We start from the raw sequence: 19,624 nt of genomic DNA, 5'->3' as shown, positions 1-19,624 counted from the left end.
CTATCGTTGCGGCATTACCCCGCTCGAACCCAAGAGAATCCCTGCATGAAGGTGGCTGTCCGGACGACAGGGCGCATTGCTGGTTGCCAGCAAATCGTGTTCGCAGGTTTTCTCTGTCTGCTCAGTGGCCTCGTTTTCGCGCAAGCGCCAACCTCGCCCGGCATGGCCGACCAGCGCGCCCGCTCGGTCACGCAAGTGGTCCTCGGCATCCTCAGTTATGCCCGCTGGCCCGTCGAGCCACCGCAACTGCGCTTGTGCATCGTCGGCCCGACCGAATACACCGATGACCTGGTCAAGGGCACGACCCAATCCACCGGGCGCCCTGTCACCGTGCGTCGCCTGCTCGCCGACAACCCGTCGGTTGTCAGCGAGTGCGATGCGCTGTACATCGGCAAGCTGACACGCGAGGAACGTGGCCGCTTGTTCACCGCTCTGACCGGGCAGCCCGTGCTGAGCATCAGCGAGAGCGACGATCCTTGCACCGTAGGCAGCCTGTTCTGCCTGCGGGTCGGCGATGAACAGGTCTCCTTCGAGGTCAACCTGGATTCCGTGGCTCGCAGCGGCGTGCGCATTCACCCCAGCGTGTTGCAACTGTCTCGTCGCAGGTCGGCCGCGCCATGAAGCCTTCCAGCGAGAGCAATCGCCCGACACTGCGTTCGGTCCTGGGTCGTGGCCACTTGATCGTCGCGCTGGTGGCGGTGGCCATGGCGAGCGTCTCGTTGACGCTGCTCGGTGTCCTGGCCTTGCGCGCCTATGCCGACTACAACCTGCAACTGATCGCCCGCTCGATCAATTACACCGTGGAAGCGGCCGTTGTGTTCAACGACAAGCCGGCCGCCAATGAAGCACTGGCCTTGATCGCGTCCACCGAAGAAGTGGCCGATGCCCAGGTGCTGGACGCACAAGGCAGGGTGCTGGCGCATTGGCGCCGCCCGGAAAGCGGATTGCTTTCTGCCCTTGAAATGCAGATGGCCAAGGTATTCCTGGAGAAACCGATCAGCTTGCCGATCATCCATCAGGACCGTGAGATAGGTAACATCCACCTGACCGGCCACGGTGGCAGCCTGATGCGTTTCCTGCTCAGTGGTCTGGTGGGCATCGTGCTGTGCACGGCCATCAGTGCCTGGGTGGCGCTGTATCTCGCGCGCCGGCAACTGCGCGGAATTACCCGGCCACTGCGCCATTTGGCCGCCGTGGCCCATGCCGCGCGCAGCGAGCGGGCGTTCGACCAGCGCGTGCCGCCCGCCGAGATCGCCGAACTCGACAACCTCGGCAACGACTTCAACGCCCTGCTCGATGAACTCGAGAACTGGCAGACCCACCTGCAGACCGAAAACGAAACCCTGGCTCATCAGGCCAGCCACGACAGCCTCACCGGGTTGCCGAACCGGGCGTTTTTCGAGGGCAGGCTGATTCGTGCCCTGCGCAACGCCAACAAGTACAACGAGCGTGTGGCGGTGCTGTTTCTCGACAGCGACCGGTTCAAGGAAATCAACGACAACTTCGGTCACGCCGCCGGTGATGCGGTCCTGGTGGCTGTTGCCAATCGGGTGCGCGCACAACTGCGCGAGGACGATCTGGTGGCACGCCTGGGCGGTGATGAATTCGCCGTCCTGCTCACGCCGTTGCACCAGACGGAGGACGCCGAGCGCATCGCCGACAAAATCCTGGAGAGCATGGAAATGCCGATTGCTCTGCCAGGGACCACGCAAGTGTTGACCTCCCTCAGCATCGGTATCGCCGTCTATCCCGATCATGGCGCGACGCCGGGGGCGCTGCTCGACGCGGCCGATGCGGCCATGTACCAGGCCAAACGCCTCGCCCGAGGCGCACAGCACACGTCAGGGTCGGAGCACCCTGTCGCCGACGTTTAAACCAGGAGCTATGTCCGTGTTCTCACTTCGTATTCTGACCCTCACATTCTTCATGGCGATCCTGGCATTGACCGGTTGCCAGACCGCGCCGCAAAAAGGCCTGACCCCTGCGCAGGTCGCGGTACTCAAACAGCAAGGTTTCGAATTGACCGACGAGGGCTGGGCCTTCGGCCTGTCCGGCAAGGTCCTGTTTGGCAGCGATGTCGAAAGCCTCAACCGGCAGAGCACCGACATCGTTGAACGTATTGGCAAGGCGCTGCTGGGCGTGGGCATCGACCACGTACGCATCGACGGCCACACCGATGCCTCGGGTAAAGAGGCCTACAACCAGCAACTGTCCGTGCGGCGAGCGAAAAGCGTGGCCACGGTACTGACCGCCGTTGGCATGCCCGAGCAAAACATCCAGCTCCAGGGCCTGGGCAGCAGCCAGCCGGTGGCCAGCAACGACACCGCAGCGGGGCGGACCGAGAATCGCCGCGTGTCGATTGTGGTGAGTGCGGGTTAGTCGGCGAACAATATTTCGCGGTGTTCGCCCATCAACAACCCCTGGTTCTGCTCGGTGACTGCGCGGATGTAATCCCACAACAACGTAATCCGCTTGAGTTTTCTCAAGTCCTCGCGGCAGTACATCCAGAACTGGCGCGTGATGTTGATCTCCTCCGGCAGCACCGGTAATAAACGGGGATCCTGAGCGGCGAGAAAACACGGCAGGATGGCCAGTGAGCGCCCTTGTTGCGCCGCCACGAATTGGGCGATGACGCTGGTGCTGCGCAGATTGGCGCTGGCGTTGGGCAGGACGTTGGCCAGGTACAGAAGCTCGGAACTGAACGCCAGGTCGTCGACATAACTGATGAACGAATGCTTGCCGAGGTCGGACGGGCGCCGGATGGGCGGGTGTTTGTCCAGATAGTCCTGGGTGGCGTACAGCTGCAGTTTATAGTCGCAGAGTTTGCAGCACACGTACGGACCGTGCTCCGGGCGTTCCAGGGCAATGACGATGTCGGCCTCGCGCTTGGACAGGCTGATGAAGTGCGGCAGCGGCAGGATGTCCACCGATATGGCTGGATAGGCGTCAACGAAGTGGCTCAGTTGCGGGGTGATGAAAAAGCTGCCGAACCCTTCGGTGCACCCCATGCGCACATGCCCGGACAGCGCCACGCCCGACCCTGACACTTGCTCGCAGGCCATGTGCAACGTGCTTTCGATCGCCTCGGCGTAGGCGAGCAGCCGCTGGCCCTCGTTGGTCAGGACAAAGCCGCTGGTGCGCGACTTTTCGAACAGCAGGGTGCCCAGGGCCGTTTCCAGGGAACTGATGCGTCGCGACACGGTGGTGTAGTCCACCGCCAGGCGTTTGGCCGCTGTGCTGGCCTTGCGGGTGCGGGCGACTTCGAGGAAAAACTTGAGGTCATCCCAATTCAGCGACCCCAGCGACGTGATGTTTTTTTGCATGATGGACCGGCTTTTATGTGCGTTCTTATTAGAAGTTTGCACATCTATACTCCAGAAACAGTCCGATCACCACATCGCGACGCACGACTCATCTCAAGGCGACCTTCTCGCCTTGGCTCGCTCTCTCGACAAAAACAAGATCCCGGAGACCAGCATGAACGTATCGCTCACGCCTAACGAAACCACGGTGCACAAGGTCAAGCTGTTGATCGACGGCCAGTGGGTCGAGTCGCAGTCCACCGAGTGGCACGACATCGTCAACCCGGCCACCCAGCAAGTGCTGGCCAAGGTGCCATTTGCCACGGCGCAGGAAGTGGACGCTGCCATCAGTGCCGCCCATCGGGCCTTCCAGACCTGGAAGCTGACGCCAATCGGTGCGCGCATGCGCATCATGCTCAAGCTCCAGGCGCTGATCCGCGAGCACTCCAAGCGCATTGCCGTGGTGCTCAGCAACGAACAGGGCAAGACCATTGCCGACGCTGAAGGCGATATTTTCCGGGGCCTGGAAGTGGTGGAGCACGCCTGCTCGATCGGCACGCTGCAAATGGGCGAGTTCGCCGAAAACGTCGCCGGTGGCGTCGACACCTACACCCTGCGCCAGCCTATCGGCGTTTGCGCCGGTATCACCCCGTTCAATTTCCCGGCGATGATCCCGCTGTGGATGTTCCCGATGGCCATCGCCTGCGGCAACACCTTCGTGCTCAAACCGTCGGAACAGGACCCGCTGTCGACGATGCTGCTGGTGGAACTGGCCATCGAGGCCGGCGTCCCGGCCGGCGTGCTCAACGTGGTGCACGGTGGCAAGGATGTGGTCGATGCGCTGTGCACCCACAAGGACATCAAGGCTGTTTCCTTCGTCGGTTCGACCGCCGTCGGCACCCACGTGTACGACCTGGCGGGCAAACACGGCAAGCGCGTACAGTCGATGATGGGCGCAAAGAACCACGCCGTGGTGCTCCCGGATGCCAACCGCGAGCAAGCGTTGAACGCGCTGGTGGGGGCCGGTTTCGGTGCCGCCGGGCAACGTTGCATGGCCACCTCGGTGGTGGTGCTGGTCGGTGCGTCGAAGCAGTGGCTACCTGACCTCAAGGCATTGGCGCAGAAACTCAAGGTCAACGCGGGCAGCGAGCCGGGCACCGACGTCGGTCCGGTGATTTCGAAAAAGGCCAAGGCGCGCATTCTTGACCTGATCGAAAGCGGCATCAAGGAAGGGGCCAAGCTGGAGCTGGACGGTCGCGACATCACTGTGCCGGGTTTCGAGCAGGGCAACTTCGTCGGCCCGACCCTGTTCTCCGGTGTCACCACCGACATGCAGATCTACACCCAGGAAATCTTCGGCCCCGTGCTGGTGGTACTGGAAGTTGACACCCTCGACCAGGCCATCGCCCTGGTGAACGCCAACCCGTTCGGCAATGGCACGGGTCTGTTCACCCAGAGCGGTGCGGCAGCGCGCAAGTTCCAGAGTGAAATCGATGTGGGCCAGGTGGGCATCAACATCCCTATCCCGGTGCCGGTGCCGTTCTTCAGCTTCACGGGTTCACGGGGTTCCAAGCTTGGCGACCTCGGCCCGTATGGCAAGCAGGTGGTGCAGTTCTACACTCAGACCAAGACGGTGACTGCGCGCTGGTTCGATGACAACAGCGTCAACGACGGCGTGAACACCACCATCAACCTGCGTTAAGGAGCCGGACATGAAAATTGCCTTTATCGGTCTGGGTAACATGGGCGCGCCGATGGCACGCAACCTCATCAAGGCCGGTCATTCGCTGCGACTGGTGGACCTGAACACAACCGTGCTGGCTGAGCTTGAACAACTGGGCGGCAGCATCAGCGGGTCGGCCCGCGAGGCCGCCCAGGGTGCGGAGCTGGTTATCACCATGCTGCCCGCCGCTGTGCATGTGCGCAGCGTGTGGCTGGGCGAAGACGGTGTGCTGGCCGGTATTGGCCAAGGCGTGCCAGCGGTGGATTGCAGCACCATCGATCCGCAGACAGCCCGCGATGTGGCCGCAGCGGCGGCCAGGCAGGGCGTGGCCATGGCCGATGCCCCGGTCTCCGGTGGCACCGGCGGTGCAGCGGCCGGGACACTGACGTTCATGGTCGGCGCAACGGCAGAACTCTTTGCCACCCTGCAACCGGTGCTGGCGCAGATGGGCCGCAACATCGTGCATTGCGGTGAAGTCGGTACAGGGCAGATCGCCAAGATCTGCAACAACCTGTTGCTGGGGATCTCCATGGTCGGCGTCAGTGAAGCCATGGCGCTGGGGAATGCGCTGGGAATCGACACGGGCGTGCTGGCCGGCATCATCAACAGCTCCACCGGGCGTTGCTGGAGTTCGGAAATGTACAACCCGTGGCCGGGCATCGTCGAAACGGCGCCGGCGTCGCGCGGTTATACCGGTGGTTTTGGTGCAGAGTTGATGCTCAAGGATCTTGGGTTGGCCACGGAAGCGGCGCGTCAGGCGCACCAACCGGTGGTGCTCGGAGCTGTGGCTCAGCAGTTGTATCAGGCGATGAGCCTGCGTGGGGAAGGGGGCAAGGACTTCTCGGCGATCATCAATAGTTATCGTAAGCCGCAATGAACATCTGGGGTGGGGGATAACCCCACCCTGTAGGAGCGAGCTTGCTCGCGATAGCGGTGGGTCAGTCACAATCAGGGTGGATGTGACGGCCGCATCGCGAGCAAGCTCGCTCCTACAGTTTTTTGTGTCAGGCAAACACGAAATACTTGCGCACGGTTTCCACCACTTCCCAGGTGCCTTTCATCCCCGGCTCGATAATAAAAATATCACCCGCGCGCAGATGGATCGGTTCCTTGCCTTCCGGCGTAATGATGCAGTAACCCTCGCGGAAGTCGCAGTATTCCCACTTCACGTATTCCACATACCACTTGCCCGGAGTGCAGATCCAGGTGCCCATGATCTTGCTGCCGTCTTCGCTGGTGTAGGCGTTGAGGTTGACCGTGTGCGGGTCGCCTTCGAGTTTTTCCCATTTGCAGGCGTCCAGCACGGGCAGTGGGTGAGTGTCGCGAAGAACGGTGATCGGTGCATTTGCGGTCATGATGACTCCAGGCAAGTGAGGAGAGCTGAAGGCGCATCCTGCCGGGAGTGACCAGGGTCGAGTTGTCTGTGCTCGACATCGGAATGCCCAGAAGCGCTCGCATGTGCGTGATCCCTGTGTCAGCGCGTTCCGACAGGCAATGCGATAACTGTAGGAGCGAGCTTGCTCGCGATGGAGGCCCAGGCACCGCAGGGTGTCAGGCGTCCAGCGTCATCGTTGACGACCATCGCGAGCAAGCCCGCTCCCACAGGAGGAATGTGGACAACTGTAGGAGCGAGCATGCTCGCGATGGAGGCCCAGGCACCGCAGGGTGTCAGGCGTCCAGCGTCATCGTTGACGACCATCGCGAGTAAACTCGCTCCTACAGGGGGGACGCTCGCGATGGAGGCCCAGGCACCGCAGGGTGTCAGGCGTCCAGCGTCATCGTTGACGACCATCGCGAGTAAACTCGCTCCTACAGGAGGAATGTGGACAACTGTAGGAGCGAGCATGCTCGCGATGGAGGCCCAGGCACCGTGGGGTGTCAGGTGTCCAGCGTCATCGTTGACGACCATCGCGAGTAAACTCGCTCCTACAGGGGGGACGCTCGCGATGGAGGCCCAGGCACCGTGGGGTGTCAGGTGTCCAGCGTCATCGTTGACGACCATCGCGAGTAAACTCGCTCCTACAGATGGCGCATAAAAAAGCCCCGGTATTCATTGAATGCCGGGGCCATTTTTTGCGCGGTTAGTTGCTGCGCGACACGCGTATCCGGTAGCAGGCGTAGATCAGCGCCACCCACACCGGCATGGCATACACCGAGGCCCGTACCGGCGGGATCATCCAGATGACGCAGATGATCACGGCCATGAAGGCCAGGCACAGGTAATTGGTGTAGGGCGACCAGAACGCCTTGAAGCCCGGCTCCACACCCCGCTGGACCATGGCTTTGCGGAATTTCAGGTGTGTGAGGCTGATCAGCGCCCAGTTGATCATCAACGAGGCAACCACCAGAGCGAACAGCAATTCCAGCGCCTCATGGGGTGCCACGTAGTTGACCACCACGGCCAGCAGGGTAATCAGCGCCGACACGCCCAGCGCCAGCAGCGGCACGCCTTGCTTGTTCAGCTTCATCAGCACCTTGGGTGCATCGCCCTGTTCCGCCAGGCCGTAAAGCATGCGGCTGTTGCAGTACACGCCACTGTTGTAGACCGACAGCGCGGCGGTGAGCACCACGAAGTTGAGGATCTGTGCGGCGGTGTCGCTGCCGATCAGGGCAAAGATCTGCACGAACGGACTGCCGCTGTAGGCATCGCCCGAGGCGCCCAGGGTTTCCAGCAATTGGTCCCACGGGTAGAGCGACAGCAGCACGGTGAGTGCGCCGACGTAGAAGATCAGCACCCGGTACACCACCTGATTGATCGCCTTGGGAATGACCTTCCTCGGCTCGCTGGCTTCCGCTGCGGTGATGCCGACCAGTTCCAGGCCACCGAACGAGAACATGATGAACGCCATCGCCATCAGCAGGCCAGTGGTGCCGTTGGGGAAGAAACCGCCGTGGCTCCACAGGTTGCTCACCGATGCCTGCGGGCCGCCGGTGCCGCTGAACAGCATGTAGCAGCCCAGGACGATCATGCCGATGATGGCCACGACCTTGATGATCGCGAACCAGAACTCCATCTCGCCAAAGACTTTGACGTTCAGGCAGTTGATCAGGTTGACCAGCACGAAGAATACCGCCGCGCTGACCCAGGTCGGCACCTCCGGCCACCAGAACTGCACGTATTTACCGACAGCCGTCAGTTCGGCCATGCCCACCAGAACGTACAACACCCAGTAGTTCCAGCCAGACAGGAAACCCGCGAAGCCGCCCCAGTAATTGTGCGCGAAATGGCTGAATGAGCCGGCCACCGGTTCTTCGACGATCATTTCGCCCAGTTGGCGCATGATCAGGAACGCAATGAAACCGGCAATCGCGTAACCGAGGATCATCGACGGGCCGGCGGACTTCAGAACGCCGGCGGAGCCCAAAAACAGCCCCGTGCCGATCGCACCACCCAGTGCGATCAATTGAATGTGTCGATTCTTCAGCCCTCGCTTGAGCGTCGCCTGCTGCAAAATTTCATCCGCCATCGCGTTCCCTTCTGATTGTTGTGGCCAGGCCTGATTTGAAAGCGCAGATCTTACGCTTCGTCGCCTGTTTGTAATACTGACCCGGGTTCAAGGTTTGCGCTGCGCAACGTCTCGAGCAAGGCCTTGGCATAACCCGGCAGACCCTCGAAAGAGCGGGCGCAGAGCAATAGTTTGCGTTGTGCCCAGTCTTCCTTGAGGACAAAGCGCTTGAAGGGCAGATCGTTGCCACGACGCTGAATAGCGACCTGAGGCACGATCGCCAGTCCGGCGCCGCGGGCGACCATACGCATCAGGGCATCGAACCCTTCTGCGCGAATGCGGATCGCCAGCCGCGCCCCGGCGTGCAACGCCTGTTCCTCCAGGTACACCGCCAACGCGCTGCTGGCGCTCAGACCGACGAAATCGTAATGCAGGGAGTCGCCGAACGTTGGGCTCTCTTCGTGCGCCAGCGGGTGGTCGGGCGGTACGATAAGCACCAGCGGATCATCGCGAAACGCCAAAGTGTCCAGACCATGGATGTCGACGGCGTCCGAGACGATGCCCAAGTCCGCTGCCCCCTGGCGCAAGGCGTGGACGATGCGCAGGCTGGGCATTTCCTGCAGCTCGATGTCGAGGTTGGGGTGGTGGCAAAGGAAGTCCGCCAGCACTTCCGGCAGGTGTTCGGTGATCGCCGTGGTGTTGCACAACAGGCGCACCTGACCTTTGACACCCTTGGCGTATTCGGCCAGGTCCTGCTGCATGCGTTCGGCGTGTTGCAGCAGCAACCGGGCGTGGTGCGCCAGGGCTTTTCCCGCCGGTGTGGGGGTGACGCCCCGCCGACCGCGCTCGAGAAAGTCGATGCCCAGCGAAGACTCCATGGCGCGGATTCGCGCACTGGCAGCCGCCAGCGACAAATGACTGCGCACGGCGCCGGCCGTGATGTTGCCGCTGTCGAGGATATTCAGGTAGAGGCGCAGGTCGGTGAGGTCGAAGTGCATGGGGTGGCCCGGGGTTGTGTGGTGTTTGGGCGGGCCTCATCGCGGGCAAGCCCGCTCCTACAGAGCTCGCCGCCGGCCCCTGTAGGAGCGAGCTTGCTCGCGATGAGGCCATCAGCACCGCTGAAGTTCCAGAGCCTCTACCAAAACAAGAGGCACCCTCAGTATATGGCAGATTTCCACCCGGCCAATCCAGACTCAGGATAGGCCCCATGAACACACTCCTCGCGTACTACCAAAACCTGGGCCTGGCCCTTTCCCTTATGATCATCGCCACCTTTCTGCTGGCCGGCATGATCAAGGGCGTGATCGGCCTCGGCCTGCCCACCATCGCCATGGGTCTGCTCGGTCTGGCTATGGCGCCGTCGCAGGCTGCGGCGCTGCTGATCATCCCGGCGACGCTGACCAACGTCTGGCAACTGGCGTTCGGCGGGCATCTGCTCGGGCTGGTCAAGCGGTTGTGGCCGATGCTACTGGCGATTTTCATCGGCACGGGGGTTGGCACCTTGTGGATCGGCATGGTCGGCGGGCATTGGGTGGTGCGGGGGCTCGGCGCTGCATTGTTGCTCTACGCGTTGAGCGGTCTGTTCCTGCCCACCCTGCGCGTTGGCAGCGCAACCGAGCGCTGGCTGGGTCCCCTGTGTGGCGTGGTGACCGGGGTGATCACCTCAGCCACTGGCGTCTTCGTGATCCCGGCGGTGCCTTACCTGCAAGCGCTGGGCTTGAGCAAGGACGAACTGGTGCAGGCACTGGGCTTGTCGTTCACCGTGTCGACCCTCGCCCTGGCTGCCGGGTTGTTGTGGCGCGAGGCGTTGGGCGGGGGCGAACTGAGCGCGTCATTGCTGGCACTGATCCCGGCGGTGCTGGGCATGCTGCTCGGCCAATGGCTGCGCCAGCGGATCAGTGCACCGGTGTTCAAGCGCGTATTTTTCATCGGCTTGGGTGTGCTCGGCGGGCACTTGCTGATCAGCGGATAGCGGACGACGGGCTGAGCATATCAATGGCGCGGATATCGAAGTCCCGCTCCAGATATTGCTCGCGCTGCGCCAGAAACTCCTTCATGTGCGGCAAGTTCGAGTGCACATCGAGGTGCGCCTGGGACTGCCAGATCTCAAAGAAGATAAACAGTGTCGGGTCCTGTTTGTCGCGCAGCATGTGGTATTCGATGCAGCCGGGCTCGGCGCGACTGGCCTCCACATGGCTAAGGAAGAAAGCTTCGAAAGCGTCGGATTTTTCCGGGCGGGTCTTGGCATGCAGGATGAAACCTTGCAACTCACTCATTAACAATCTCCTCAAGGTCAGAATTGGCCCCAGTGTATTGCAACAATCTGTCGTTGATTCGTGCGTATAGGTCAAATCAGTTTTGTGAGTTCAAGGCTTATTACGCGCGATCCGGATCGTTAATCTGCCGCCATTCCATTTCAGACCCTTTCGAGATCACTCATGAAAAAAGTCCTGTTGCTCAATGGCGGTAAAAAATTCGCTCACTCCGATGGTCGCTACAACACCACCCTGCACGAAGCAGCGCTGGCCGTGCTGGACCGCGGTGGCCTCGACGTGAAAACCACCTTCATCGATGAGGGTTACGACATTGCCGAAGAAGTGGCCAAGTTCCTCTGGGCCGATGTGATCATCTATCAGATGCCGGGCTGGTGGATGGGCGCGCCGTGGACCGTGAAAAAGTACATTGACGAAGTGTTCACCGAAGGTCACGGCAGTCTCTACGCCAGCGACGGTCGCACCCGCTCCGACGCTTCGCAGAAGTACGGCAGCGGTGGCCTCGTGCACGGCAAGCAATACCTGTTGTCGCTGACCTGGAACGCACCCCAGCAAGCCTTCGACGACCCGACCGACTTTTTTGAAGGTAAGGGTGTGGACGCCGTTTACTTCCCGTTCCACAAGGCCAACCAGTTCCTCGGCATGACCGCCTTGCCGACCTTTCTCGCCGTTGACGTGATGAAACGCCCGAACATCGAAGGCGATATCGCACGCTACGAGCAGCATTTGACCGAGGTGTTCGGCCTCAAGGCTTGAGGTTTCTTTTGCCCCTCATCCAGCTACTATCAAGCCAGTTTTGAGTGAGGGGCCTTTGTGAAAGCCAGATCCGATGAGTTGCAGATATTCGTCTGCGTGATTGAGTGCGGGTCGATTTCAGCGGCCGCCGAGCAGGTCGGGCAGACGCCCTCGGCGGTCAGCCGCACGTTGTCGCGGTTGGAGGCCAAGCTCGATACGACCTTGATCAACCGCACCACGCGGCGCATGGACCTGACCGAGGAAGGCAAATATTTCTTCGAACACGCCAAGCTGATTCTCGATCAGATGGATGAGCTGGAAGAGCGCCTGTCCTCACGCCAGCAGACCCCGTCCGGGCGTTTGCGCATCAACGCAGCATCGCCCTTCATGCTGCACGCCATCGTGCCGTACATCGACGAGTTCCGCAGGCTCTACCCGGACATCCAGCTGGAACTCAACAGCAACGACCTGATCATCGATCTGCTGGAGCAGAGCACCGACATCGCCATCCGCATCGGCACGCTGTCCGATTCGACCCTGCACGCCCGCTCACTGGGGTGCAGCCCACTGCACATCGTCGCCAGCCCGGCTTACCTCGAACGACATGGCACACCGAGGGTCGTCGAGGACCTGAGCGGGCATGCGCTGCTCGGGTTTACCCACAACGAAGGCCTCAACCAATGGCCGTTGCGGTATGTGCATGGCGATCGCTGGCCGATCCAGGCTTCCATCAGCGCGTCCAGCGGCGAGACCATTCGGCACCTGGCGCTCCAAGGGCAGGGCATTGCCAGCCTGTCGCATTACATGACCATCGAGGACATTCGCGCCGGACGTTTGAAGGTGGTGCTGGCGGATTTCAACAGTGGTTATCGCCAGCCGATCAACGCGGTGTACTACCGCAACTCGCAATTGGCCCTGCGGATTCAATGCTTCCTGGATTTCATCCAGGGCAAGTTGGCGTTGTATGCCAGTTCGGACTTCAACGCTGATTCTTGACCCCTGCGCAAGATTGAATTGGGTCGGTGGGTATTTTTCGTCAGTAACGACGCCTTGATACTGATCGCATCACTGACCCAAGCAGGGAGATTCCCCATGAACGTATTCGTCACCGGCGCTGCCGGTTTTATCGGCGGCTCCATCGCCACCGGCCTGGTTCGTGCCGGCCACACCGTCACTGGCCTGGTGCGCAACAGCGAACAGGCCAATGAGTTGAGCGCGCTGGGCATCACCCCCGTATTCGGCACCCTGGATGACAGCGCCCTTCTGGCGCAACAGGCCCGTGCGGCCGACGCGGTGATCAACGCGGCCAGCAGCGATCATCGCGGGGCGGTAGAGGCTTTGCTGGATGCGATGCGCGGTTCGCAAAAGGTGTTCCTGCACACCAGTGGTTCGAGCATTGTCGGCGATGCGTCGGGTGGCGAGGCCAGTGACGCGATCTACTTTGAAGACACCTTGCCGGAACCGACTGTCGACAAGGCCGCACGCGTGGCCATCGATAACCTGATCCTCGCGGCGGCGAAGGACGGCGTGAATTCGGCAGTGATCTGCAACACCCTGATCTACGGCCACAGCCTGGGCGTCAATCGTGACAGCGTGCAACTGCCTCGGCTGCTGAAACAGGCACGCAAAAGCGGGGTGGTGCGTCATGTCGGCACGGGTCGCAACATCTGGTCCAACGTGCACATTGAAGACGTGGTGGCGCTGTACCTGCTGGCGTTGACCAGGAATGTGCCGGGCACGTTCTATTTCGTTGAAAGCGGTGAAGCGTCGTTCATCGACATGACCACCGCCATGGCCGAGGCGTTGAACCTGGGGCAACCGCAGGACTGGCCGTTGAAAGACGCCGAAGCCGAGTGGGGTTATGAAATGGCCAACTATGGCTTGGGTTCCAACAGCCGGGTGCGCGGCAAGAAGGCGCGGGAGTTGCTGGGCTGGGCGCCAAAGCGGACGTCGGTGGTGGAGTGGATTCGCGACGAGATGGTCTGAGTTCGCCTTAGACCGCGTTATCGTTCTTCGTCGGAACGCCGCCCGGACCAAGCCCGCTCCCACAGTTGACCGCGTTGTTCAGACGAACTCGGTCCAATGTGGGAGCGGGCTCGCTCGCGACGGTATTCTTGAAGGCACCAAAGCTGGCCGGGCCAGGCGCAAATCCGTAACATCCGCACATTATTTTCGCGACACCTTGCCTGCGGTCCCCCCATGAAACCAAAAAACCTACGCGCCGAAGTCCTGGCTGGGCTCACCACGTCTTTTGCCTTGCTGCCCGAATGCATCGCCTTTGCGCTGGTCGCTCATCTCAACCCGCTGATGGGCCTGTATGGCGCCTTCATTATCTGCACCCTGACCGCTCTGTTCGGCGGCCGGCCGGGGATGGTTTCCGGGGCCGCCGGGTCGATGGCGGTGGTGATCGTTGCGCTGGTGGTGCAACACGGCGTGCAATATCTGTTGGCGACCGTACTGCTCGGTGGCCTGGTGATGCTCGCCTTCGGTGTGTTGAGGCTGGGCAAGCTGGTACGGATGGTGCCGCACCCGGTGATGCTCGGTTTCGTCAACGGCCTGGCGATCATCATCGCCCTGGCCCAGCTTGAACACTTCAAGAGCGGCGAGCACTGGCTCACCGGCACGCCGTTGTACCTGATGGTGGGGCTGGTGGTGCTGACGATGGCGATCGTCTACGTGCTGCCGCGCCTGACCCGCGCCGTGCCGCCGGCATTGGTGGCCATTCTGGGCGTCGGGCTGGCGGTGTACCTGCTGGGCCTGCCGACGCGCACCCTGGGCGACATGGCGCACATCGCCGGCGGCCTGCCGACGCTGGCGTTGCCGGACATCCCGTGGACGCTCGAAACCCTGCGCATCATCGCGCCCTACGCAATCCTGATGGCGTTGGTCGGTCTGCTGGAAACCCTGCTGACCCTGAACCTGACCGACGAAATCACCGAGACCCGTGGTTTTCCGGATCGCGAGTGTGTGGCGCTGGGCGCGGCGAACATGGTCTCCGGTGTATTCGGCGGCATGGGTGGCTGCGCGATGATCGGCCAGACCGTGATCAACCTGAGTTCCGGTGGCCGTGGCCGCGTATCCGGCGTGGTCGCCGGCGTGCTGATCCTGTTGTTCATCCTGTTCCTGTCGCCGTTCATCGAGCGTATTCCGCTGGCAGCGCTGGTGGGGGTGATGTTCGTGGTGTCGCAACAGACGTTTGCCTGGGCTTCGCTGCGGGTGGTGAACAAGGTGCCGTTGAACGACGTGCTGGTGATCATCGCCGTGACGGTGATCACGGTGTTCACGGACCTCGCCACGGCGGTGCTGTGCGGGATCATCATCGCCGCGCTCAATTTCGCCTGGCAGCAGGCGCGGGAGTTGTACGCCGACAGCCACCTCGAAGCCGACGGCAGCAAGCTGTACCTGATGCATGGCACGCTGTTCTTCGCCTCGACCACGCCGTTTCTCAACCAGTTCGACCCCGCCAATGACCCGGCCGTGGTGACCATTGATTGCCGTCACCTGAGCTTCGTCGACTACTCGGCCATTGCCGCGCTGAAAACCCTGCGCGAGCGTTACGCCAAGGCGGGCAAGCATCTGCGGGTGCTGCACTTGTCCGAGCGCTGCAAGAAACTGCTCAAGCGGGCGCGGGTGGCTCACGACTGATTACGCGTAATCCGCTACTCCTGTAGGAGCGAGCATGCTCGCGATGGTGGATCAGACACCGCGGGCATTCAGACAGCCCGCGTCATCGTTGACGACCATCGCGAGCATGCTCGCTCCTACAGAGGGGGCGCGAATCAATCAGCGATCGGTGTCAGGGATGAAAATACGCCCACCGGATTTTCATAAACCCAGATCACGCATATCCCTACGCGACACCCCATACCCCTGCACGAAAATTACTTTCACCTCGTTTGAAAGTCGCCCATCGAAATGTTTTAAGAGTTGCACAAAACATCCGACGTGACCCTTTCGAGGAGTACCGCATGACCCCGTCCTTCGGCTATTGGCTGCTGGTGTACGCCGCCGTCGCCATCATCGCGCTGATCGTGTTGATCGCCCGTTATCGACTCAACCCCTTCATTGTCATCACCCTGGTCTCAATCGGCCTCGCGCTGGTGGCGGGCATGCCGGCGTCCGGCGTGGTTGGCGCCTATGAGGCCGGTGTCGGCAAGACGTTGGGGCATATTGCCCTGGTGGTGGCGCTGGGGACGATGCTGGGCAAGATGATGGCCGAGTCCGGTGGCGCCGAGCGGGTAGCGCGCACCCTGATTGACCGCTTCGGCGAGCGCAATGCGCACTGGGCGATGGTGTGCATTGCCTTTCTGGTGGGCTTGCCGCTGTTTTTCGAGGTCGGTTTTGTCTTGCTGGTGCCGATCGCTTTTACCGTGGCGCGCCGGGTCGGGGTGTCGATCCTGATGGTCGGCCTGCCGATGGTCGCCGGTCTGTCGGTGGTGCATGCGCTGGTGCCGCCGCACCCGGCGGCGATGCTGGCGGTGCAGGCCTACCAGGCCTCGGTAGGACAGACCTTGATGTATGCGATTGCCATCGGTATTCCCACGGCGATCATTGCCGGTCCCCTTTACGCCAAGCTCATCGTGCCGCACATCCAGTTGCCGGCAGAAAACCCGTTGGAGCGCCAGTTCCTCGACCGCGAGCCGCGCGCTCGCCTGCCCGGTTTTGGCATCACCATGGCCACCATCCTGTTGCCCGTGGTGCTGATGCTGATCGGCGGCTGGGCCAACCTGCTGTCCACGCCGGGCAGCGGCTTCAACCAGTTCCTGTCGTTCATCGGCAACTCGGTGATCGCTCTACTGCTGGCCACGCTGCTGAGCTTTTGGACCCTGGGCATTGCCCAAGGCTTCAGCCGCGAATCGATCCTCAAGTTCACCAGCGAGTGCCTGGCGCCGACGGCCAGCATCACCTTGCTGGTCGGCGCTGGCGGTGGCTTGAACCGGATCCTGGTGGACGCCGGCGTCACCGACCAGATCGTCAGTCTCGCCCATGAATTCCACCTGTCACCGCTGATCATGGGCTGGCTGTTCGCCGCGTTGATGCGCATCGCGACCGGGTCAGCTACCGTGGCCATGACCACCGCGTCGGGCGTGGTCGCGCCCGTGGCCATCGGCCTGGTTTATCCGCACCCGGAATTGCTGGTGCTGGCGACGGGGGCCGGCTCGGTCATCTTTTCCCACGTCAACGACGGCGGCTTCTGGTTGATCAAGGAATACTTCAACATGAGCGTGGCCCAGACCTTCAAGACGTGGACCGTACTGGAGACCATCATTTCAGTGGTCGCCTTCGGTCTGACTGTAGGCCTTTCCTACCTGATTTAACCGGAGCCGCTTGCCATGGACATCCTCTATCAGATCCGCGCCCGTCAGGACTCCTTCAGCGCCGGTGAAGGACGCATCGCTCGCCTGATGCTCGACGACGTAGGATTTGCCTCTGCCGCCAGCCTCGATGAGTTGGCGCAGAGGGCGGACGTCAGTACCGCGACGCTGTCGCGATTTGCCCGCAGCGTGGGTTGCCGTGACTTGCGCGACCTGCGCCTGCAACTCGCCCAGGCCAGCGGCGTAGGCAGTCGTTTCCTCGATCCGGCCAGCCCGCCGGCGCAGTCGGCGTTCTACCGGCAGATCGTCGGCGACATCGAGTCGACCCTCCATCAGCATCTTTCAGCGTTCGAAGAGTCGCGCTTTGCCGATGCAGTGAAGCTGCTGGGCAAGGCGCGGATGATTCACGCCTTTGGCATGGGCGGATGCTCGACGCTGTGCAGCGATGAACTGCAAGTGCGGCTGGTGCGTTTCGGCTACCCGGTGGCGGTGTGTCATGACCCGGTGATGATGCGCATCACCGCTGCGGGCCTGGATGAAGGGCACGCGGTGATTGCCTGCTCGCTGACCGGCATCACCCCCGAACTGCTCGAAGCCGTGGAGTTGGCGCGCAGCTATGGCGCGCGCGTCCTGGCGATCACCCGCGCCGACTCGACGTTGGCGCAACTGGCCGACGTGCTGCTGCCGCTGCAAGGGGTGGAAACCTCATTTATCTACAAACCCACGGCGGCGCGCTACGGCATGCTGCTGGCCATCGACGTGCTTGCCACCGAGCTGGCACTGGCCAATCCTGAAGACAATCAAGAACGTCTGCGGCGCATCAAACTCGCCCTGGACGATTACCGCGGCGGCGATGATCACTTGCCGCTGGGAGACTGAGATGCTGTACGACACGCTGATTCGCAACGCACTGGTCATCGACGGCAGCAATGCCCCGGGTTTTGGCGCCGACGTGGCGATTCTCGATGGCCGCATCGAGCGCATCGGTGATCTGCACGCCTCCCGCGCTCATGAAGAAATCGACGCGGCAGGCCGGGTGTTGGCCCCGGGGTTCATCGACGTGCACACCCACGACGACACGGTGGTGATTCGCCAGCCGCAGATGCTGCCCAAGCTCAGCCAGGGCGTGACCACGGTGATCGTCGGCAACTGCGGCATTAGCGCGTCGCCGGTGAGCCTCAAGGGTGATCCGCCGGACCCGATGAACCTGCTTGGCACGGCCGCCGCGTTCGTTTACCCCACCTTCGCCGATTACCGCGCGGCGGTGGAAGCGGTCAACACCACTTTGAACGTCGCTGCCCTGGTCGGCCACACGGCGCTGCGCAGCAACCACCTGGACGATCTGTTTCGCACCGCCACGGCGGCTGAAATCAGCGCTATGCGCGAACAGCTTCGTGAAAGCCTCGAAGCCGGTGCCCTCGGTTTATCCACAGGCCTGGCCTACGCCAGCGCATTCTCGGCGTCCACCGAAGAGGTGATGCAACTGACCGAGGAACTGACCGCCTTCGGCGCGGTGTACACCACCCATTTGCGCAGTGAATTCGAGCCGGTGCTGGAGGCCATGGACGAAGCGTTCCAGATCGGTCGCCATGCGCAATCCCCGGTCATCATCTCCCACCTCAAATGTGCCGGCGCCGGTAACTGGGGGCGCAGCCCGCAACTGCTGGCGCGTCTTGAGGAGGCCGCGAAAACCCACGCGGTCGGTTGCGATTGTTATCCCTATGCTGCGAGCTCTTCGACCCTGGACCTCAAGCAGGTCACCGACGCGCATCGCATTACCATCACCTGGTCCACGCCACACCCGGAGCAGGGCGGTCGGGACCTGATGGACATCGCCGCCGACTGGCGTGTCTCATTGCTGGACGCCGCCCGCCGACTGCAACCGGCGGGCGCGGTGTACTACGGGATGGACGAAGCCGACGTGCGAAAAATCCTCGCTCATCCACTGTCGATGGTGGGCTCCGACGGCTTGCCGGAGGACCCGTTTCCGCATCCGCGCTTGTGGGGGGCTTTCCCACGGGTACTCGGCCATTTCAGTCGCGATGTCGGGCTATTTCCCCTGCACACCGCCGTGCACAAAATGACCGGGTTGTCGGCGGCACGATTCGGCTTGAAGGCGCGGGGCGAGATCCGCGAAGGGCACTGGGCTGACCTGGTCTTGTTCGACCCGACCACCATTCGCGATGTCGCCAATTTCACGGATCCCCAACGGGCAGCCGAGGGCATCGACGGCGTGTGGATCAACGGCGTGCTGAGCTACAGCGAGGGGAAGGCGAACGGCAAACGCGTAGGGCGGTTCCTCGCGCGCGAGGGGGATCTGCACGACGGATTTCAGTAATGATTTCCGAGACCTGGGTCACGGTAGTGGCACATTGCAATTAAAGAATACCGGCAGGAAGCCGAAGTGCTGAGACTGGCCAAACTACAATCAAGCCCTTACCAGTCTGGGAGCAACGAAATGAGCTTCGGCAAAACCACCCCGATCCTGCGGATTTTCGATGAAAACAAGGCAGTGGAGTTTTACGTCGATTTTCTGGGTTTCAAGATCGACTGGCAGCATCGTTTCGAACCGAATTTCCCGCTGTACCTGCAAGTCTCCCGGGGTGAATGCGTGTTGCACTTGTCAGAGCATCATGGCGACAGCACACCCGGTGCTGCCCTGCGCATCGAGACCGATGAGCTGGAAGCGTTTCAGCAGCAGTTGTTGGCCAAGGACTACAAGTTCTCGCATCCACAGATCCAGGCCATGCCCTGGGGTAGCCAGGACATGACGATCCTCGATCCGTTTGGTAATCGGTTGGTGTTTACCAATGCGATTGCGGTGTGAGTA

The 19,624-nt window shown here is 61.8% G+C and carries 19 protein-coding genes; 14 read left to right on the top strand and 5 right to left on the bottom strand.

All coding sequences use genetic code 11. The features are described 5' to 3' along the window. The first annotated feature begins 45 nt into the window (after positions 1–45). Genes AB4N64_RS21690 through AB4N64_RS21680 form a run of 3 tightly spaced genes read left to right on the top strand, consistent with a single transcriptional unit; the run spans position 46 to position 2,379 of the window. Positions 46–621 (top strand): YfiR family protein, encoded by a 576-nt coding sequence (locus AB4N64_RS21690; RefSeq protein WP_460118358.1) that lies wholly within the window; start codon positions 46–48, stop codon positions 619–621. After that, positions 618–1,874 carry a diguanylate cyclase domain-containing protein gene (locus tag AB4N64_RS21685; protein WP_460118356.1) on the top strand — a complete coding sequence of 419 codons (1,257 nt, stop codon included), beginning with the start codon at positions 618–620 and terminating at the stop codon, positions 1,872–1,874. The genes AB4N64_RS21690 and AB4N64_RS21685 overlap by 4 nt, the downstream gene beginning before the upstream one ends. A 10-nt stretch (positions 1,875–1,884) precedes the next feature. Then, positions 1,885–2,379, top strand: coding sequence for an OmpA family protein (locus tag AB4N64_RS21680; RefSeq protein WP_460118354.1), 495 nt, complete (start codon positions 1,885–1,887; stop codon positions 2,377–2,379). Here AB4N64_RS21680 and AB4N64_RS21675 read toward each other — a convergent pair. Continuing rightward, positions 2,376–3,323 (bottom strand): LysR family transcriptional regulator, encoded by a 948-nt coding sequence (locus tag AB4N64_RS21675; protein ID WP_460118352.1) that lies wholly within the window; start codon positions 3,321–3,323, stop codon positions 2,376–2,378. The genes AB4N64_RS21680 and AB4N64_RS21675 overlap by 4 nt on opposite strands. A 154-nt stretch (positions 3,324–3,477) precedes the next feature. Between AB4N64_RS21675 and AB4N64_RS21670 the strand changes: the two genes are divergently transcribed. Both AB4N64_RS21670 and mmsB read left to right on the top strand, forming a co-directional pair. After that, positions 3,478–5,004: a CoA-acylating methylmalonate-semialdehyde dehydrogenase gene (locus AB4N64_RS21670; protein ID WP_460118350.1), complete on the top strand. Its 1,527-nt coding sequence runs from the start codon at positions 3,478–3,480 to the stop codon at positions 5,002–5,004. A gap of 10 nt (positions 5,005–5,014) precedes the next feature. Further along, the gene (gene mmsB / locus AB4N64_RS21665; RefSeq protein ID WP_460118348.1) at positions 5,015–5,902 is read left to right on the top strand and encodes a 3-hydroxyisobutyrate dehydrogenase; all 888 of its coding nucleotides are present in this window, start codon (positions 5,015–5,017) and stop codon (positions 5,900–5,902) included. A 127-nt stretch (positions 5,903–6,029) separates the two neighbouring features. Here the strand turns inward: mmsB and AB4N64_RS21660 are convergent, their stop codons facing one another. The 3 genes from AB4N64_RS21660 to AB4N64_RS21650 form a co-directional block, all read right to left on the bottom strand. Then, positions 6,030–6,380: a cupin domain-containing protein gene (locus AB4N64_RS21660; protein WP_460118346.1), complete on the bottom strand. Its 351-nt coding sequence runs from the start codon at positions 6,378–6,380 to the stop codon at positions 6,030–6,032. 726 nt (positions 6,381–7,106) lie between these two features. After that, complete coding sequence (locus AB4N64_RS21655) at positions 7,107–8,492, bottom strand: amino acid permease (protein ID WP_460118344.1); 1,386 nt, start codon at positions 8,490–8,492, stop codon at positions 7,107–7,109. Positions 8,493–8,542: 50 nt separating this feature from the next. Next, complete coding sequence (locus AB4N64_RS21650; protein ID WP_460118342.1) at positions 8,543–9,469, bottom strand: LysR family transcriptional regulator; 927 nt, start codon at positions 9,467–9,469, stop codon at positions 8,543–8,545. A 209-nt stretch (positions 9,470–9,678) separates the two neighbouring features. Here AB4N64_RS21650 and AB4N64_RS21645 point away from each other — a divergent pair, with 209 nt between their 5' ends. Beyond that, entirely contained in the window at positions 9,679–10,443 is a 765-nt protein-coding gene (locus tag AB4N64_RS21645; protein WP_460118340.1) for a sulfite exporter TauE/SafE family protein, read from the top strand. Here AB4N64_RS21645 and AB4N64_RS21640 read toward each other — a convergent pair. Then, positions 10,433–10,747, bottom strand: a complete 315-nt coding sequence (locus AB4N64_RS21640; protein WP_460118338.1) for a putative quinol monooxygenase — start codon at positions 10,745–10,747, stop codon at positions 10,433–10,435. The two genes, AB4N64_RS21645 and AB4N64_RS21640, sit on opposite strands and share 11 nt — an antisense overlap. Before the next feature lie 162 nt (positions 10,748–10,909). On the opposite strand from AB4N64_RS21640, the gene AB4N64_RS21635 reads away from it, so the two are divergent. The 8 genes from AB4N64_RS21635 (at position 10,910) to AB4N64_RS21600 (ending at position 19,621) form a co-directional block, all read left to right on the top strand. Continuing rightward, positions 10,910–11,500 carry an NAD(P)H-dependent oxidoreductase gene (locus AB4N64_RS21635; protein WP_460118336.1) on the top strand — a complete coding sequence of 197 codons (591 nt, stop codon included), beginning with the start codon at positions 10,910–10,912 and terminating at the stop codon, positions 11,498–11,500. A gap of 57 nt (positions 11,501–11,557) precedes the next feature. Beyond that, positions 11,558–12,475 (top strand): LysR family transcriptional regulator, encoded by a 918-nt coding sequence (locus AB4N64_RS21630; RefSeq protein ID WP_460118334.1) that lies wholly within the window; start codon positions 11,558–11,560, stop codon positions 12,473–12,475. A 96-nt stretch (positions 12,476–12,571) separates the two neighbouring features. Continuing rightward, complete coding sequence (locus AB4N64_RS21625) at positions 12,572–13,465, top strand: NAD-dependent epimerase/dehydratase family protein (protein WP_460118332.1); 894 nt, start codon at positions 12,572–12,574, stop codon at positions 13,463–13,465. Positions 13,466–13,678: 213 nt separating this feature from the next. Further along, complete coding sequence (locus tag AB4N64_RS21620; RefSeq protein ID WP_460118331.1) at positions 13,679–15,124, top strand: SulP family inorganic anion transporter; 1,446 nt, start codon at positions 13,679–13,681, stop codon at positions 15,122–15,124. Positions 15,125–15,447: 323 nt separating this feature from the next. Then, on the top strand, positions 15,448–16,797 hold the full coding sequence (locus AB4N64_RS21615) for a GntP family permease (RefSeq protein ID WP_460118329.1): 1,350 nt from the start codon (positions 15,448–15,450) through the stop codon (positions 16,795–16,797). Between the two features lie 15 nt (positions 16,798–16,812). After that, on the top strand, positions 16,813–17,673 hold the full coding sequence (locus AB4N64_RS21610; RefSeq protein ID WP_460118327.1) for a MurR/RpiR family transcriptional regulator: 861 nt from the start codon (positions 16,813–16,815) through the stop codon (positions 17,671–17,673). Position 17,674: 1 nt separating this feature from the next. After that, positions 17,675–19,132 (top strand): N-acyl-D-amino-acid deacylase family protein, encoded by a 1,458-nt coding sequence (locus tag AB4N64_RS21605; RefSeq protein ID WP_460118325.1) that lies wholly within the window; start codon positions 17,675–17,677, stop codon positions 19,130–19,132. 120 nt (positions 19,133–19,252) lie between these two features. Next, positions 19,253–19,621 carry a glyoxalase superfamily protein gene (locus AB4N64_RS21600; RefSeq protein ID WP_460118323.1) on the top strand — a complete coding sequence of 123 codons (369 nt, stop codon included), beginning with the start codon at positions 19,253–19,255 and terminating at the stop codon, positions 19,619–19,621. Positions 19,622–19,624 lie beyond the last annotated feature (3 nt).

Source organism: Pseudomonas sp. S2_C03 (assembly GCF_054668405.1).
The sequence above is the reverse complement of the archived record's forward strand: the minus strand, read 5'-3'. Positions and strand labels throughout refer to the sequence as shown.

Excerpts from the sequence above, each read along its gene's own strand:
- AB4N64_RS21610 (WP_460118327.1), top strand. The coding sequence starts at position 16,813 with ATGGACATCCTCTATCAGATCCGCGCCCGTCAGGACTCCTTCAGCGCC.
- mmsB (WP_460118348.1), top strand. The coding sequence starts at position 5,015 with ATGAAAATTGCCTTTATCGGTCTGGGTAACATGGGCGCGCCGATGGCA.
- AB4N64_RS21600 (WP_460118323.1), top strand. The coding sequence starts at position 19,253 with ATGAGCTTCGGCAAAACCACCCCGATCCTGCGGATTTTCGATGAAAAC.
- AB4N64_RS21650 (WP_460118342.1), bottom strand. The coding sequence starts at position 9,469 with ATGCACTTCGACCTCACCGACCTGCGCCTCTACCTGAATATCCTCGAC.
- AB4N64_RS21605 (WP_460118325.1), top strand. The coding sequence starts at position 17,675 with ATGCTGTACGACACGCTGATTCGCAACGCACTGGTCATCGACGGCAGC.
- AB4N64_RS21625 (WP_460118332.1), top strand. The coding sequence starts at position 12,572 with ATGAACGTATTCGTCACCGGCGCTGCCGGTTTTATCGGCGGCTCCATC.
- AB4N64_RS21635 (WP_460118336.1), top strand. The coding sequence starts at position 10,910 with ATGAAAAAAGTCCTGTTGCTCAATGGCGGTAAAAAATTCGCTCACTCC.
- AB4N64_RS21645 (WP_460118340.1), top strand. The coding sequence starts at position 9,679 with ATGAACACACTCCTCGCGTACTACCAAAACCTGGGCCTGGCCCTTTCC.
- AB4N64_RS21685 (WP_460118356.1), top strand. The coding sequence starts at position 618 with ATGAAGCCTTCCAGCGAGAGCAATCGCCCGACACTGCGTTCGGTCCTG.
- AB4N64_RS21670 (WP_460118350.1), top strand. The coding sequence starts at position 3,478 with ATGAACGTATCGCTCACGCCTAACGAAACCACGGTGCACAAGGTCAAG.
- AB4N64_RS21690 (WP_460118358.1), top strand. The coding sequence starts at position 46 with ATGAAGGTGGCTGTCCGGACGACAGGGCGCATTGCTGGTTGCCAGCAA.
- AB4N64_RS21620 (WP_460118331.1), top strand. The coding sequence starts at position 13,679 with ATGAAACCAAAAAACCTACGCGCCGAAGTCCTGGCTGGGCTCACCACG.
- AB4N64_RS21680 (WP_460118354.1), top strand. The coding sequence starts at position 1,885 with ATGTCCGTGTTCTCACTTCGTATTCTGACCCTCACATTCTTCATGGCG.
- AB4N64_RS21615 (WP_460118329.1), top strand. The coding sequence starts at position 15,448 with ATGACCCCGTCCTTCGGCTATTGGCTGCTGGTGTACGCCGCCGTCGCC.
- AB4N64_RS21660 (WP_460118346.1), bottom strand. The coding sequence starts at position 6,380 with ATGACCGCAAATGCACCGATCACCGTTCTTCGCGACACTCACCCACTG.
- AB4N64_RS21655 (WP_460118344.1), bottom strand. The coding sequence starts at position 8,492 with ATGGCGGATGAAATTTTGCAGCAGGCGACGCTCAAGCGAGGGCTGAAG.
- AB4N64_RS21675 (WP_460118352.1), bottom strand. The coding sequence starts at position 3,323 with ATGCAAAAAAACATCACGTCGCTGGGGTCGCTGAATTGGGATGACCTC.
- AB4N64_RS21640 (WP_460118338.1), bottom strand. The coding sequence starts at position 10,747 with ATGAGTGAGTTGCAAGGTTTCATCCTGCATGCCAAGACCCGCCCGGAA.